The sequence below is a fragment of the Komagataeibacter sp. FNDCF1 genome, from assembly GCF_021295335.1.
GTDB lineage: Bacteria > Pseudomonadota > Alphaproteobacteria > Acetobacterales > Acetobacteraceae > Komagataeibacter.
In genome coordinates this window covers 53493-68535 of sequence record NZ_JAIWOT010000002.1, presented here as the reverse complement: position 1 = coordinate 68535, position 15043 = coordinate 53493, and the positions used below count along the sequence as shown (strand labels likewise).

At 57.9% G+C, this 15043-nt stretch carries 15 protein-coding genes; 10 read left to right on the top strand and 5 right to left on the bottom strand.

Annotated elements, in window-relative coordinates; genetic code table 11:
- Positions 1-164: 164 nt before the first annotated feature.
- Both LDL32_RS17000 and LDL32_RS16995 read left to right on the top strand, forming a co-directional pair.
- Positions 165-959 (top strand): IS5 family transposase, encoded by a 795-nt coding sequence (locus LDL32_RS17000; protein WP_233069119.1) that lies wholly within the window; start codon positions 165-167, stop codon positions 957-959.
- A gap of 15 nt (positions 960-974) precedes the next feature.
- Complete coding sequence (locus LDL32_RS16995; protein ID WP_233069117.1) at positions 975-1238, top strand: hypothetical protein; 264 nt, start codon at positions 975-977, stop codon at positions 1236-1238.
- A gap of 264 nt (positions 1239-1502) precedes the next feature.
- Here LDL32_RS16995 and LDL32_RS16990 read toward each other — a convergent pair whose 3' ends face one another.
- The 5 genes from LDL32_RS16990 to LDL32_RS16970 are packed head-to-tail and all read right to left on the bottom strand — an operon-like array spanning position 1503 to position 6850.
- Positions 1503-3248 (bottom strand): DotA/TraY family protein, encoded by a 1746-nt coding sequence (locus tag LDL32_RS16990; RefSeq protein ID WP_233069115.1) that lies wholly within the window; start codon positions 3246-3248, stop codon positions 1503-1505.
- 22 nt (positions 3249-3270) lie between these two features.
- Positions 3271-4683 (bottom strand): hypothetical protein, encoded by a 1413-nt coding sequence (locus LDL32_RS16985; RefSeq protein ID WP_233069113.1) that lies wholly within the window; start codon positions 4681-4683, stop codon positions 3271-3273.
- Positions 4684-4692: 9 nt separating this feature from the next.
- Positions 4693-5877 (bottom strand): hypothetical protein, encoded by a 1185-nt coding sequence (locus LDL32_RS16980; RefSeq protein WP_233069110.1) that lies wholly within the window; start codon positions 5875-5877, stop codon positions 4693-4695.
- On the bottom strand, positions 5877-6464 hold the full coding sequence (locus LDL32_RS16975; protein ID WP_233069108.1) for a hypothetical protein: 588 nt from the start codon (positions 6462-6464) through the stop codon (positions 5877-5879). Before LDL32_RS16975 ends, LDL32_RS16980 begins: the two co-directional genes overlap by 1 nt.
- A complete protein-coding gene (locus LDL32_RS16970) occupies positions 6461-6850 on the bottom strand; it encodes a hypothetical protein (RefSeq protein ID WP_233069106.1) in 390 nt (129 codons plus the stop codon). The genes LDL32_RS16975 and LDL32_RS16970 overlap by 4 nt, the downstream gene beginning before the upstream one ends.
- On the opposite strand from LDL32_RS16970, the gene LDL32_RS16965 reads away from it, so the two are divergent.
- The 8 genes from LDL32_RS16965 (at position 6849) to LDL32_RS16930 (ending at position 14291) form a co-directional block, all read left to right on the top strand.
- Positions 6849-7226: a hypothetical protein gene (locus LDL32_RS16965; RefSeq protein ID WP_233069104.1), complete on the top strand. Its 378-nt coding sequence runs from the start codon at positions 6849-6851 to the stop codon at positions 7224-7226. The genes LDL32_RS16970 and LDL32_RS16965 overlap by 2 nt on opposite strands.
- A 355-nt stretch (positions 7227-7581) precedes the next feature.
- The gene (locus LDL32_RS16960; protein ID WP_233069102.1) at positions 7582-8385 is read left to right on the top strand and encodes a helix-turn-helix transcriptional regulator; all 804 of its coding nucleotides are present in this window, start codon (positions 7582-7584) and stop codon (positions 8383-8385) included.
- Positions 8386-8633: 248 nt separating this feature from the next.
- Positions 8634-9512 carry a hypothetical protein gene (locus LDL32_RS16955; protein WP_180999767.1) on the top strand — a complete coding sequence of 293 codons (879 nt, stop codon included), beginning with the start codon at positions 8634-8636 and terminating at the stop codon, positions 9510-9512.
- A 132-nt stretch (positions 9513-9644) separates the two neighbouring features.
- Entirely contained in the window at positions 9645-10280 is a 636-nt protein-coding gene (locus LDL32_RS16950; protein WP_141299359.1) for a DotI/IcmL/TraM family protein, read from the top strand.
- Positions 10277-11257: a DotH/IcmK family type IV secretion protein gene (locus LDL32_RS16945; RefSeq protein ID WP_029335992.1), complete on the top strand. Its 981-nt coding sequence runs from the start codon at positions 10277-10279 to the stop codon at positions 11255-11257. Before LDL32_RS16950 ends, LDL32_RS16945 begins: the two co-directional genes overlap by 4 nt.
- A complete protein-coding gene (locus LDL32_RS16940; RefSeq protein WP_010511977.1) occupies positions 11257-12495 on the top strand; it encodes a DotG/IcmE/VirB10 family protein in 1239 nt (412 codons plus the stop codon). Before LDL32_RS16945 ends, LDL32_RS16940 begins: the two co-directional genes overlap by 1 nt.
- 678 nt (positions 12496-13173) lie before the next feature.
- Entirely contained in the window at positions 13174-13728 is a 555-nt protein-coding gene (locus LDL32_RS16935) for a hypothetical protein (RefSeq protein WP_233069101.1), read from the top strand.
- 17 nt (positions 13729-13745) lie between these two features.
- Positions 13746-14291 carry a hypothetical protein gene (locus tag LDL32_RS16930; protein WP_014106830.1) on the top strand — a complete coding sequence of 182 codons (546 nt, stop codon included), beginning with the start codon at positions 13746-13748 and terminating at the stop codon, positions 14289-14291.
- Positions 14292-15043: the final 752 nt, after the last annotated feature.

Sequence of the window (15043 nt, the reverse complement as noted above, 5' to 3'; positions counted from 1 at the left end):
TTCAAACGCGCTGCCAAGCGCAGCTATATAATAGCACATGCAGGGTTGCACTACTACAGGCAAGTCTAATAGACTGATTTATAACGACATTACAAAAATGTAACTTGATTTTTTAGCAACCGTCATTAATATAGTGGAACGATGTTTGAGTTGTGTTCATACCAATGAGCTACGACACGGACCTCACTGATGAACAGTGGAGGTTAATCAGGCGTCACATCCCAAGGGCAAAGCAAGGTGGCCGTCCGAGGGAAACAAACATGCGCCGGGTAGTCGATGCCATCATGTATGTGGTGACGCATGGTTGCAAATGGCGTGGGTTGCCCAAGGATTTCCCGCCGTGGCGAACGGTTTACGGCTATTTTGCTGACCTGCAAAAGCGGGGCCGATGGCGACGTATCCACTACGACCTATACAGCATGGTGAGAAAAGCCGCCGGTAGGGATGAGCAGCCCTCATTGCTCGTAATTGACAGCCAAAGCGTCAAAACGGGCAAATGCGCCAGTGCCGAGACCCGTGGGTATGACGGCGGCAAGCGCGTGAAGGGACGCAAACGCTTCATTGCGACCGATAGCCTTGGCCTGTTGGTTGATGTTTCCATGACCACGGCCAACCGCCACGACACCAAGGGCGGCAAGAAGGTGCTGACCAAATATCGCAAGCGGGTAAAGAAATCCCGTGTCGAAAAGGTAGTGGCTGACAAGGGTTTTCGAGGGAATCTCCTGACTGGCTTTGTCAAAAGCGCCTTCAAAGCTGTGCTGGAGATCGGACAGAACCATACCACGGCCAAGACCGGGTTCGTGCCAGCCAAAAACAGATGGGTGGTAGAACGAGGCTTCGCTTGGCTTGGTGATTACCGGCGGCTAACCATAGATCACGAACGAAGCATGTCGCACAGTTGCGGCATGATACGGCTGGCCTTCATACGCTTGATGCTGAGAAGGCTGGTGCCGGTGTGAGGTAGGAGAATATCTATGGAAATACCCTCGTGTTTTAAAAAAATTGACTATCATGCCATGGAGAATTGTAGGGGCGCTATAATTATTGATCGTAAAACAGATTATATAGTTGGTCAATCATTGCGTTCTAAAGACTGGGTTGATTTACACTTTCTTCCAGAAAATGTAGGAAAGTGGGAAATATATTTTTATGGATCCTCTGATTATATCAGCGTTTATGAAAAAATTAAAGAAATAAACCGGGGTACTTCTTATCAAGGGACTTTCGTTGTTCCATAGAAAGTGGCATATGAAAATCAAACATATGTAACTGAACTTGCTGGCAGGCTATTGCTTCAATGTGGCCTTTCAGAAAATAAAACAAGATTTTAGTTATTGCACTTTTGACTTTCTTCATTTCCATTCTCCTATCGTATCAAAACAGGGTTCGGATTGCACCCTGTTTTTAGTTTTTACCCAAATATCTATAAATAGTTAGCACCCTAACGGTTATGAGGTGGCTACCCAAACCCTTGAGAAGTTGCCTTACCTTGACTCAAGGTTTCACCCCGTTTTGGTACTTTTCAAACAGTCACTAAGCATGGCGAAACAGCCGCCGATAATCGGCGCGCCAAAAAAGTGCATTAGCGCGTGCCCGGCCCCTGCCGCTACGGCACCTTCAGGATTCCCGCTCAGAAGCGACAGCACGCCGATACCGACGGTCCCGGCCGTAGAAGAAAGAACCGACGCAGTGCCCATCGTGAGAAGGGCGGTCGTGATCATCCAGTTTCCAAGTGACATGAGATTGCCAAACGGATCCGTCCAGTAGCCGTTCGTCCCGGACGGCTCGATAAATCCGGTCACGATCTGCAGGGCGTAATCGTTCAGGTGCAGGGCGCGGAACAGCTGGTCGAGCACTCCCGCACCGTCTCCACCCGGTATCGCGCCCGTGTACAGGTCAGCATTCCCGCCCGGCGCGGTCACGCCATCCTGCGTCGCAACCATGCTGTCGATGTTTTCCATAAAGGTGTCCGCAGACTGCACAAGAGGCGCAATGTCCGAGGCAAGATAGTTTCCGAGACCGGAATAGGATGGCGTGGTGATGGTTGGCGTTGCGGTCATAAGAGACAGGGTCTGGCCATTGAGGCGCGCGAATTCGAGATAGTAGGCTCCTGCGCCGGTCCACCCGAGATTATCCATCTGGTTGCTGGTGTTGACCGCATCTCCGTTCGTCGAAATCCCCCATTGGTGGAGCGCGAGCGTCTGATTGTTGACCGTGTCCTGAAGCTTCGAACGCAGTTGTGCCGCCTGCGTCGTGAGACGCGACGCATAATCGTTGGTGGCATTGACGATGATGGTCATGAGTGGGGCCAGGGACGCTGTCGTTTTCGTCTGCCAGTAATTCTGCGCGACCTGCGCAACCTGGCTGCGAATGTCGCCAAGGATCACGGAATCAAGAACCTGTTTTTGCATACCCGCCTGGTCGACCTGGAAACCGGCCAGATTCACTGCGTCAGTATTGGGCGCCTGCAGACTTACGGCCCCGCAAACCGGTGTCCCGTCTCCTGCGCCGGCTGCCATATTGTAAGAATAGTTGATGATTCCCATCTTCCCGCCGGTCACGGACAGGACGGTCTGCCCGGTCGGGGCTGCAATCAGGTTCGTGTTATTCGCAGCAATGTTAATAATGGCCCGGCAGAACTCATTTTTCACAAGACCGGTCACAATCCCCTTTGTGCCGGGGATAAGGGGCTGTGCGATGACCTTGCCGTCTGGTCCGATTGCCTGCTTCGCCTTGTCATAGACGACCTTCGCCATACCGATGCCCCAGAGCGAACCCTGCACGACAACGGCCTGCGCCGCATTGAAACCGGTTGTCGGCAACGGCCACATCAGGATGGCCGCAATCCCGATCCGCACAATTGACATGCTGGTCTGGTTGTTACCAAGGAGTTGCGCTGTTTCTGCACCCCGGTGGATGTTCATGAAGTAGATATAGCTTACGACCGCCATCGCAAATGCCATGACGAACCCGGAGAACCACCCGATCATGGTTCCTATGACGGTCGCCTCGTTGCCGATGCTGGGCGCGCCCGTATCCTGCCCGAAAACCGGGAATACAGACCGGATGACCTGCGCCGCCCAGTCACTGCCCGGATCAAGCAGGTCCCATGTCACGTTATAGCCCATGCTGCTGGCTGCATCTCCCGAACCGGTCGCAACAACCGTCTGCGCTGCCGCGGACACGGTAAGCCTCGACAGTAACAGGAGTGGCAGGATGGCGAATACAGGGCGACGAAAGGGCGTCATGGTTTGTCCTCCAGCAGCACAGTCACGGCGCAGGACTGGCGGTGGGACCGGGATTCATCCGCGTCATGAAGTCCGTGACCGCAGTCACAGCCTTGTGCATCATCTCGCGGACCTTCTCGCTCATGTCTTCCAAGGCACTGGCTCCCTCTTTTTTTCCGGGCACTTCGGCAGCAATTCTGCCGATCTCGGCATCGATCTGGGTGAAGCGCTGCGTCACACTGCCGGGCATTCCCATGCGCTGGCCTGTTGCCTCGGCGGCTTCCCTTCCCTTTCCGTAGGCTTCGAGCCTGCTGGTGACATTCTCCAGTTGCGCCGCGAACGCCTGGTTATTCCGTTTCTCCGTCACAAACTGGCTATGCAGATCGGCATACCGGCCACCGGCCTTCATCTCCGACAACACACCGGCAACACCGTCAGGGTCGCCCTTTCCTGCATCTGAAATCGCCGCCATGATCGAGGAAGCTGGCCGCTCCCTGAGGTCACGCAGGGCCTCCACCGCCTGCTTTCCCAGACGTTCGGTCGCCTCCAGGCTCTTTTCGTCACGCGCGTTGTGCAGCCGGGTGCTGAAATCGGCGGCCTTTTCCATCCATGATGATGCCGGGTTCGCAGGCTGGCTATCAATGCGCGAGGCAATCGCTTCCGCGAGGCGGGCAAAGCCGCCACCGCGAATAACCTTGACGTCCTCCTGATCCCTGGCCGCCGCGTTCATTTCCCGGGTGTTCGCTGCCGCCTTTTCCTTTGTTCCGTTGCCATCCATCGTCGATCGGCTTTCCGGCGCATCTTTTGCCGGACCTGTCTGTTTCTCTCGAAAGTCCTTCTGAGGATCCGTCGTATGGGTCTGTCCGGGCTGGCTGCTGGCCGACTGCTCCGGTCCAGGCGGAGCGCCCTCCCCGGGCGACGCCATTCCTCGGGTTTTGTCCGGCTGACCTTTCTCATCGTGCGCAGACCCGGCCGCATGGTCATGCCCTGGAGCTGGCTGGTGCCCTGGTTCGGGAAAGACGGTCGCCCTCAGGTTCTCGATGGTGTGCGCGATGTCCGGGTGATCCGGATCCTGACGTCCTTCAACCAGTTCGCTGGCAAGTGTCCGTATCGCGTTTACTTCTGGCTGCTGAAGGCGATGCGTTTCACGCATCATCGCAGCGACCACAGGTTCGTTCAGACCCTGGTAATGCGCCGCGCGCTCCGTCATCTCCGCATGAAGCGGATGATCATCGTTCAGCGTCGGTCCCAAAAGACGCTCTACATCCTGCACGGCGTATGCGACGCGCGTACGGAAGCCGGGATCATTATGGACGTCAGGCTCACGGGATTCCTGCCGCAGCCGATCATATGCGGCGGCCTGCCCGGGTGCCTGCTTCCTGTATTCCGACTGCACGCGATCAAGAGTTTTCAGCACATCCTCGATATCGCCGGTTTTCTGCTGGGACTCAGACATGGCAAACCTCTAGGGATTGATCGTGGGGGAAGGCATCGGTGTCAGGCCGTCCTTGAAGGCGACCTCTTCTTCCTGCGCAACCCGGGCAGCTCCCATGGTCGCCAGGTAGAGCCCGAGACGGTAGTTCTGCAGCGCAAGGTAATTGGACTGCGCCATCTCGGTGGCAACTTCGCGCATGACGGACGCGGGAGGCATTGCCTGGAGCGAGGCGTTCCAGCTTACGCTGGAGACCCTGCGATTGACTTCCAGCGCCATGGCCTGCAGCCATGACGCCTTGTCGAGCGGTGCGAGCCCCTCGGCCGTCATTTCGGCCTTCTGGTCCTGCGTCAGCGTGACGGACGGAACGCCAAGAGATGTGACGTAGCCCGTGACCCAACGGGCGAGAGACATACGGCTGTTGTATGACCGCCGCCGGGTTGCGGCCTCACGTCCCCGAAGGCTGGAGAGCTGCTCGCCACGCAGGGCCGCCGGTGCTACCGGCTGGATGAGCGTGGTCGCATAATCATTGGCTGCATCCACTGCGCCATCCGCAGACAGGGTATCGGCGCCGAACAGACTGGCGGCACGCTGGTCGGCGTTCGGCAGCCGGGACACGGAAGAGCAGAGCCCCTGCGCCAGGTCGTCGGATGAACAGTAGCGCTTGAGGTGCAGGGACATATTCGCATCCGTGCCCTGTGACTTGCCGTAATAGGAGGGCGTCCCCTGACCTGCCTCACCACGCGGATCGCTCACGGTCGCAATGGCATACACCGCGGATCGAGCCGCCTTGGACGCGGCCACGGTGGACTGCTGGGCATCAAGGCCCGCGCAGAATTCCGGATTCATCATATGCTCGTCCCGGATTCCGGTTTCCTGCTGACGCCGTAGAAATCCGGCCATCGCCGCGTCCTGGGCATCCATAAGTTGCGACTGTGCACCGACCTGGGCTTTCGCATAATTGGCAACCTGCGTGAAACCCTTCGTCAGGAGAGACGCCACGGAATTCGGGTTTGTAAGGCTACTGAGATTTGAATCGATGCTGTCCGTCAGGTTTTTCGTCATCGTATTGAGGGCGTTGCCCGTGAACGCCTGGAGAAGCTTGATCGCTGCAACGACCGCAGCATCACTGAAAAGCGCGTATGCCGGACGCGGCGTGACTGCCAGCACGCAGACGCACGAAGCGGCACCAATGGCGACCATCTGCAGCCTGCGCATCAGAACGCTCCGTCCACGAGATTGCTCAGACTGTATCCGGTCGGAAGCTGGGGAGAGCCGTTGATATACAGGTCAGTCGTACCGCTCGACGTCCCCGCAATGGCGGTCGCAATTGGCGGCCCACCACCACCGAAACTCAGGCTCGGACACATGAGTCCGCTACTCGAGCCAAAACCGAGCCCCAGGTTAACGCCCGACAGACTGAGTCCACATTGGGTCGACCCCATGGCGTTACCCCATGCCGCCTGTGCGGCCTGACAGACCTGGCCGCCTATCTGGCCCTCGACGGCCTGCAGGAGGGCTGCGGGGTCAAGGCCGTTCGTGATGAGATTCAGTCCGGTGCCGTTGAAAAAATTGCTCAGGCAGGACAGGCCGTTGACGCTATCCGGCTGCTTTTCATAGGCGTCGTTGGCCTGAACGCGTTCGTTTACGGCTGTTGCCGCCGCCTGGGTCAGGGCGGCGCAGCCGACGCTTCCCGTAGATGTCGTGGCACCAGCGGCGGCTGATGACGTGGTCTGCGCATGCCCCTGTATCGATACAAGAGCGGCAGCCACTGACAACAGGACACGGAAGCGCAGACCGATCATGCGGCCTCCTGACGTGTAGCCGGACGCGTCACAGCCTCCAGCAGGGCAATCCTTTCCGGAGCAAGAAGGCGATGAAGCGCCTGGCGCCTGCTTTCCGAGATCACGCCCCGTCCAAAAGGGCTGTCCGCCGACAACAGGTCCCTGCGGCCGCGCAGATAGGGGATCAGCGCGTCAAGGGAGCTGACAAGATCAGGCCATTCATGCGGCGCGACACCAGCGAGGATGGCGTGCCACGCCGTCCTCGCTGTCATGTCGTTGTCCAACATCGCGATGACATCCTCTCCGCCCCTGATGCGCCAGATCTCGCCGAGCGCATCCAGCGCAAGGGAGATATTGGGCATCGGGGAGGGAGGTCCGGATTTCCTGACGGATGAGGGCTTGTTCATGGAACCTTCCTCGGGTGATTACGACGAAGGTGTCGGGCCATCATGCGACCGGTCAGCGAATTCGACGTCGGACCGCGACTTTATTACGGCCGACATCAATGACGTCGCCCGCTTGGGCTACCGTGGTCGCCAGAACCTTGTTCCATTCCCGGCCGCCCTGCCAGTCAACAGGAACGCTGGTGTCTACTCCTGCCGCGAACACGACACGCACCCCATGCGGAACGATCTGGCGTATGGCGAAGCCAAGTGGAACCTGCTTTCCGTATCCACTGGCGATATGGAAATATCGACGGGCTGGAACATTGCCGGATGTTCGAGGATCCGTACCATTACCCGGCAATACGCCCTGCCCTTCCTGACCAGCATCTCCCGGTGAGGGTAAGGTCTCCCCGCCGGTCGTCCCCGTTGAGGGCAACGTCAATGCCGACTGGGGCGGAGTGTCCGGAGAGGTTGTCTGGACCAGATGAAACGCGGCAGGTGTGACAGATATGGGGCCAGAGGCCAGCGCCATAACCACGGCAGGCATAACAGGCATATGAGTGTCTCCATCAAGTTCTCCTGATCAGAGCAGCGGCCTTTGCGACTTCAGACACCTTTTTTGCGGGCTCCAACTCGACTATCATGACGTTCCGTCACGCATGATCTCCTGTTAGAACGTGACCAGTCGATATCTTCTGGATGTTGGAAGTTTCTTTTGCTGAGGAAAATGCCCACCGTGAGAGTAAACGAAAATGTCCCATGACAATGGCAAGATGCAAGCCGAGGCTTTATTTGCATCCGGCCAATTATATAGAGACATCGGGGAAATCATTTATGACAGGCGAACTGCGCTTGACTGGACGCAGGTGCACCTCGCCAAACTGGCACGGTTGAATGTATCGGTCATACGGAGCATCGAAGCAGGTCGTCCGGTTTCCCTGGAAACATTATCGGCGCTGCTACGGGTATTTGAAATAGATCCGCGCGATATTCTTCCGCAAGGTGCACCAGAAGGTACATGGTTTGCCCATCTGGATCTGGTGGCATCCGCCACGCAGCTGAAAAAGACCATGAAGCAGTATTCGGACTACAATCTGGCAATCCAGAAATTACGCGAGATTATTGGCAATATTTCAAAGACGTTTAACCTGCCGGAAATACCGGCCAGATTGCCAATCGATCATTATTCACACAGTGTCGCCTTCACCTCGGGGGAACGGCAGGACCTCCTCGAGATATTTGGGCGCAGGATTCAGATCTTCAGGACGCTTCAGGGGGCAACAGCGAGCCAGATCGCCCATAAATCACACGTTTCCCTGACCAGCCTGAGCCTGATCGAAGCAGGACTCAGAAATCCAAGCCTTGAAACGGTTTATCGCATTGCCGAAGGACTGTCTGTCTCCGTTTATTACCTGATCCCGGGAATACATGACGACGCAGACCTTTTGCGTTCCCTGGACATGACCGCGTGGGCAATGTCCGCGCAATCACAACTCGAAGCCCTCGCTGATCTCGAGTCCATTATTGGTCACCTCGACGATATCGCAAACCACTGACCGGGTGCATGAAGGTATGGAGGCTGCCAGGAAAGGGGTCTCCTTTCTTATGGCAGGCACTATGCCTTGGACTGTCCATTCCAGGTGATGTGCCCCGGCTGATCACCAACGCGGACCGGAAACCGCGTCCGGAGTCATATTAGCGCGTTCTGCGCTATTTATTTCTTGACGGTTATATAACGCTTAAGAGATATTATTCCCAAAACACGCAGCCTATCCCGAAAACGCGATGACGAGGGCATACCGCCATGAAGTCAGCATCGTTCGGCCAGGTTATAAAACACGGTCTGTTTACATGGCTTCAGACCTATCCCACGCCAGAAATGACGCGCGCCCTCTATGCCAGGCTGTGCGACGAGGTCCTTGTAGCGACAATGCTTACCCTGACAGTGCAGGAGGTAAAGGAGTCAGTCGCGCAATGGGCCGACCGACCCCAGAATGTTTTTTATGAAGCGCCTGCACGCAGGGGAGCATGGACAAGGACCCAGTTGCTCATCCTTGGCCAACGCTGGCTCTGTGGTGATAAAACCGCCGACATAGCCGAGATGCTTGGCCGCTCGGCCGGGAGCGTCCGTGCAAAAAGAAAGCAGCTTGGCCTGCCACCGCGCATCAGGCTCTCAAAAATACAGGCGGAGACCATACTTGCCGAAAAGCGGAGCGCCATTCCCGCAGATCCCGAAGCTGTCCTGACATGGGAACAGGCCTCCCTGCTTCCTCATGAAGCCCGGCGGGGACGGACATGGCTTGTCAGGAACAGCCTCAACAAGCTGACCCTCACAGGACATAAGGGAGGAGACAAGGTACGGTGGCACGAGGCCGCCAACATTGAAATCGCATACCGCCATTTTGCATTTCAGAACCCGCGTGAAATTGCGCGGGACTTCCTTATTTCGGAAAGCGCGCTGAAATCCCAAAGCTGCTGGGAACAGCTTCCGCCACGACGCGGCGCCAAAGTGCCCTGGTTCATTCACGCGAGGGCCGAATATTATATCGGCGAACACCACTACATCCGGCGGGAATGCCTCTGCAAGAGCGGATGCTTTTTCTGGACCACCCGCAAGGGTGGTGACCGGGTCAGCAGACGATACCGCCGCAGCATTGCCGCCACGCATGGCATTGCCGCCTGAGTAGTAGCGGGAACCGTCAAAGAAAAAACGTGCCGGTCGCAAGATAGACTTCCAGCCTGCTCTCATCACCGTCGGGAAATGAGAGTAGAGTGATGACCACCTTTTTTCATGCCCCCGTAAGGGAGGCGCGCCATGCGGCTGTTTAATTCCGCAGTAACCAGGCGGCTTACCGACCCCGACTTTCAGGGGATTGTTGTAGACAGATCACTGCTGCTCAACATCGCACTGGCGGGCGTGGTCATCGTGTTCGCGGCGCACGACGCCTATATCCGTGCACACCCGCCCACACCCCTCTATTTCTACGTTGACGGCCAGAATGCTCCCCGACCGGCCGTGGCCCTCACCAGTCCGGTACTTGGCCAGGATCAGCTTCTCGGCTGGGCCGTCAAATGGGCGATCGCACCCTACAACATCAACTATCGTGATTTTCCAACCCAGATGAACACCGCGGGCGCTCACTACACGCTCAACGGATGGAACACCTTTGCAAAGTCTTTCATTACGCAGGGGAATCTGGCGAAACTCAGGGATGCAAAACTGCTCTGTTATGCGCAGCCGACACGGGCCGCGACCGTACGCGCCGAGACAGTCGTGCAGGGACACGCGCGCTACGTAATACAGTTTCCTTTCATCCAGACCTGCGAAAACGTGAACCAGCAGAATACGCAAGTGCTGATGGCGACCGTGACGATTGATCGCGTGGAGGACCTGGATCACCCGGATGGACTGGCCATCGAACAGCTTGTCGTCTCGTCGGGGAGGGAGTGACAACCGTGCGAATTCTTTCTCTCTTTCCGCTGACCCTGTCCATCCTGCCACTTGCGGCACTCGCACAGCAGCCATCACAGCCCGGACCGGCGGCGACGACACCCGCAGACGATCCTGATACAGCAGCCGAAGGTGAGGCCGAGCATGAGGCCATTCCTTTCACCCCCGAAGAAATCCTTCGGCTGGGGGAACGCCTGAAGGACGTGCGTCGTGCCACGGAGCAGGTCGGCACGGAATTCGCGACCCCTAATGCGCGCCCGGCGATCCGTGTCTCCTTTGCGCCTGGTCAGCAGACAAGCCTGATCTTTACGACAAAAGGCTATCCGACCGCATTGTCCTTCGTGGACAGCACGGGACAGCCCTGGCCGATCGCATGGAATACGTCTGGCAATTCCGCCAACCCGGACGGCAGCACGAACTGTGCTTCCGGAAAAAGCAGCGCATCAGCCGGGAATCCTGCGGTTGAGACAACGGGTTTCTATACCTGCGTCCCGTTCAAGGGCTCCAATACCATCAATATCGAACCGATGTCGCTCCAGCCCAGAGGTGGACTGCTCGTAACGCTTCAGAACGCGCCAAAGCCGGTCTCCTTCCTGTTGATCGCGGGACGTGGATCCTACGATGACAACCTGACCGTTCGCATGTCCGAGGGCGGGCCCAATGCCCGGGAGCCGGTCGACAGCCGCCCCGGAGTGCCCGCGACAGGCGAGCCCTACATGAACGCCATGCTAAGCGGCATTCCACCAGCGTCAGCCGTTCCGCTGGCCGTCGAGGGTATTTCACCCGACGACGTGCGCGCCTGGCGGATTGGAAACGAGGTCTATCTTCGCACGCGCCTTCATCTCATGACGCCCTCCTCGGACAGCATGGAGCAGGGTGAAGGGGGATACACGCTCTATGCCTTCCATGAGTCCCCCGTTGTCCTTCTCTCCGATGCGGGACGGACGGTCTCGGCCCATATCAGGGACGCACAGTGATGAAACCCAGGTTCAACCAGCTGCTCAGTGATGCGTCGCGGGGCGGAAACCGGCGTCTGCTCGCAATCCTTGGGAGTATCGGCACCGTTCTTGGCGTCACGCTACTCATCTCCACCATCCACCGTAAGGAGCTTCCACGCTCGGACCCCGGCAGGCCGCCCGCCGCCAACCCCCTGCCCGGCGGCCTGAATTCCAATCCGCGCCAGCAGGAACTCCGCGAAGATCAGATCCGCGACGAGGCAGACCGGGCACAGACTGCGGGACAATCGTATTCACCCGATATTGCACCGGGCACGCCCACCCATCCCGACGACAAGCCTCCCCCGCCCGCGGTCGCCCAGGAGGTCGGGGCGGACGTCAACCCGGCGATGGCCAAGGCCGCCGCAGCGCCAGCCCCGCACGCGCCTGAGGTCGTGCCAAGCGTTCCCGTCGTACCAGTGCAGACGGATGCAGCCTTCCGTGCTGCCATGCCACGTGACCCGCAGCTCCAGAAGGACGCAATCGCCGCATACAGACATGCGATCATGGATCTTGCAGGCCGTCTTGATGGACGCTTTCCTGTCACAAATGTCCTGTATGAAAAGACGGAAACCGGAAGGGAGCAGACAAAGAAACCGGTGGTCTCCCCTTCAATAACTTCGGCGGCGACAGCAAATTCCCAGACGGGCCTCTCCCGCGTCCTTGTTCCTGCCGGGCGGGGGATTTACGCCCATACGGTTTCAGCAACCAACAGCGATCTCGGGGGAGAAATCATCCTGGAAGCTGATTCAGGTCCACTCGCTGGCGACAGGATGAAAGCATCCGTCAGAAGGGCCGGGGGACATCTGAACAGGCTGGTTGTCCGCGTTGATCAGGTCTTCCATAAAAATGATCCAACCCCGATCCAGGTCGAAGGTATGGTGGTTGCGCCGGACACCATGGAAGCTGCGGTGGCCTCAAGCGTTGACCAGCTATACGTCGAGCGCTTTGTTCTTCCCGCCGCTGCCGCCTTTGTCCAGGGGCTCGGGCAGGCGATCGAGATGACGTCGAACACGACCGGTTCGATCGGAGCCCTCGGCAACGTCAACTACGTCCAGTCACTGAACTTCCCGCAACAACTGGGGGTAGCGGCCGGTGCGGCGGCCTCGCAGGTCAACAGCGCGCTCATGCAGCAGATGCCGACCCAGCCGCGCGTAAATCTTGCCGCTCAGGTCAGTGTTGGCGTGATCTTCATGTCGGACGTCGTCATGAAGAAGTAAGTTTTCGGGCACCGGTCGCATGATATCGACGAATTCTGCACTCTCTACCAGAAGGCAGCATTCACCATGACCTCAGCCGCAACCGCAACGACGTCCCGGGATCCGTTCAGCGCGGATCGCGGCATTGAACCTGTTCCGTTTCGCAAACTGGGCACGACGCCAGAGCCTGACCCTTCGCCTGAACCGGACACAATTGCCGAGCCTCCCTCCCCTCACCTTCAACCTGTGACAGCAGCACCTGACAGGAACCGACCCGTTCCACATGCCATAGCCCTTTTCAGGGCGCTTCCGCGTCGCAGGCAGGTCATGATTGCGGGTACTGCCGTCGGCAGTCTGCTCTCCCTCTTCCTCGTGATGGGCATAACAAAGAGGCAGGCGTCTCCCGTGGCCCAGGAAGTCGGAATGATTTCCGCCCCGCTGCCATCAGGCCCCAAAGCGTCTCCCGCGCCGGGACACTCACCTACATCATCGCCATCACCGCCGGCACCTCAGGTCTCGGCTACAGATGAGGATCTCAAGGCACTTCTTGCGATGAAAAAGCCGCCCCATCCCGCCAGCCCAATACCGGCTACCCCGTCGGCCGAGAACACGCCCGCGCAGAAACACGACACTGGCATCGAAAAGGCTGTTCCGACGGACGATGCGGTCCAGAAAGCAAGCCGCCTGCAAGCGGCTCCCATGACATCTGACGACCAGTTGCAGGTGCTGCAGCTTGTAACGGAAGAAGCAGCATTGGTGCAGCGGACCCGCAGCGACATCGCAGCACTCCGGCAGGATATTGACCGGCTGCGTATCGCCGATACGGCAAAGGCTTCGGATCTCAACCGCCGGATGTCGCTCCTCGAAGCGAAACGGGCCGTGGCCGACGCCGAAGCTCCCCCGTCAGATGGACCGGCCGCCACACGCGCCGCGGCCGACAAGGCACGGGCAGCCCTGGAAGCCGCGGCGGCCGAGCCGCGGCCAGCACCAACGCCGCCGCAATCTCCAGCGTCCCGGACAGCGAAAATGCGCCCGACGCCTCCTGCTCCGCCCCCGACATGGACCCCCCACTACCGGATACTTGCCGCATCTCCCCAACTTGCCATGGTGCAGGACGACGCGGCGCCGGCCGGGCAACCGCCACAGTCCGAAATCGAAATCGGCACCGATCTCCGCGGATATGGGCGTGTGCGCGCCATCTCTCAACGCGGCACGATGTGGGTGATCCAGGCTGAACGCGGCATCATCCAGTAAGGCAAGGACACATCGACGTGCAAGGTCTGGTCAACCTCGTCAACGATCTCGCTCTCGCCATGGCCTGGCTGCTGCCAATGGCCTGCTATATTGCAGCGTGGATTGCCTTCCTGACCGGGGCATGGGGATTATGGCAGCAGCGCCAGCCCCAGAACCCGTTCGTCGGCCGTCCCTGGGTGCCCTGGATCGGGATTGTCCTTTCCGGCGTCTTTGCCACCTTTGACAGGATACTCACCAAATCCACCACCTCTGCCGGTCTCGATACGCAGGTTGCGCTGGGAGCTTCTGTCACCGGCTACACGGAAGCGACGACGGGAAGCGTCATTTCCGGGACTGGCCCAGAGGATGCCATCCTGTCAATCGTCAGTGATTTCGCCCTGTTCTTCGAAATGTTCGGCGCCTGGGCGGCGTTCATGGCGGTCGTTGCGTGGAACGCGTCGGCGACCGGAAAAACAAACCGCTCAAAACTCAGTTGCCTCATCCAGTTCGTTTTCGGCGTGATCCTCCTCAATCCCGTCAAGGAAGCAACCTGGATCCTGAGCCACTGGACAATGTCCGGCTAAAATCATGACCCAACCCGTAGCGCTGAGATTGGCCAAGGTTCGATACTTTCTTCCTGCGCATTTTTTTAATAACCGATAAACATGATAAAATTGGAAAATAATAACCCGAAAAAGCGGGGCGCGCGCCATCTGGAGAGATGGCCACATGTGGCCGTGCGCCAAGGCATGAACCGTGCTGGAGCAATCCGCCGCCTGATCGCGAGGGAACTTGAAGCCGCCGAACGCGATGGGTGGGATGGGTAATCTTGTTCATAACGAGCGGACCAAGCTGCGGGCAAACCTGCAGGATACCGCTGCGGGATCTTGCCTTTCGCTAGGTGTCCTATCTCCTTTGGCTGCGTCATTTTTTAATCTGACAGCCAACCGCATTCCTACTCATATCGTTATCTTGGGAGTCGCTTTCTGGCTGGGAATGGCATATTTTCTCCCTCAACGGGCACAGACCGTTTTAGGGTAGCTTCGAGAATGACCTTTATGCAGTTCTTCGCCTTCATTGGCCTGCCAATCATCATTGGTGTTCTTGGTTATGGTATTTCTAAAATGCCTATCAAGGATAATTGAAAATTTATCGTCCATTCCAACCAACGGTTGACCGTGTGAAACTTGTTTATAATGAGGGTAACAGACCCATCAAAGTTGAGGTCCGTACAAAAATAGGGATGTATTCGCGGCAGCACCTAAACTACGCTCGATCACTTTCGCTTACTGTTCATATTTTCTAGAAATTAAACAAGAAATATTTCATTATTACT

Bases quoted from the DNA above. Each gene is read 5' to 3' on its own strand.
- LDL32_RS17000 (WP_233069119.1), top strand. From the start codon at position 165: ATGAGCTACGACACGGACCTCACTGATGAACAGTGGAGGTTAATCAGG.
- LDL32_RS16995 (WP_233069117.1), top strand. From the start codon at position 975: ATGGAAATACCCTCGTGTTTTAAAAAAATTGACTATCATGCCATGGAG.
- LDL32_RS16990 (WP_233069115.1), bottom strand. From the start codon at position 3,248: ATGACGCCCTTTCGTCGCCCTGTATTCGCCATCCTGCCACTCCTGTTA.
- LDL32_RS16985 (WP_233069113.1), bottom strand. From the start codon at position 4,683: ATGTCTGAGTCCCAGCAGAAAACCGGCGATATCGAGGATGTGCTGAAA.
- LDL32_RS16980 (WP_233069110.1), bottom strand. From the start codon at position 5,877: ATGCGCAGGCTGCAGATGGTCGCCATTGGTGCCGCTTCGTGCGTCTGC.
- LDL32_RS16975 (WP_233069108.1), bottom strand. From the start codon at position 6,464: ATGATCGGTCTGCGCTTCCGTGTCCTGTTGTCAGTGGCTGCCGCTCTT.
- LDL32_RS16965 (WP_233069104.1), top strand. From the start codon at position 6,849: ATGGAACCTTCCTCGGGTGATTACGACGAAGGTGTCGGGCCATCATGC.
- LDL32_RS16970 (WP_233069106.1), bottom strand. From the start codon at position 6,850: ATGAACAAGCCCTCATCCGTCAGGAAATCCGGACCTCCCTCCCCGATG.
- LDL32_RS16960 (WP_233069102.1), top strand. From the start codon at position 7,582: ATGTCCCATGACAATGGCAAGATGCAAGCCGAGGCTTTATTTGCATCC.
- LDL32_RS16955 (WP_180999767.1), top strand. From the start codon at position 8,634: ATGAAGTCAGCATCGTTCGGCCAGGTTATAAAACACGGTCTGTTTACA.
- LDL32_RS16950 (WP_141299359.1), top strand. From the start codon at position 9,645: ATGCGGCTGTTTAATTCCGCAGTAACCAGGCGGCTTACCGACCCCGAC.
- LDL32_RS16940 (WP_010511977.1), top strand. From the start codon at position 11,257: ATGAAACCCAGGTTCAACCAGCTGCTCAGTGATGCGTCGCGGGGCGGA.
- LDL32_RS16935 (WP_233069101.1), top strand. From the start codon at position 13,174: ATGACATCTGACGACCAGTTGCAGGTGCTGCAGCTTGTAACGGAAGAA.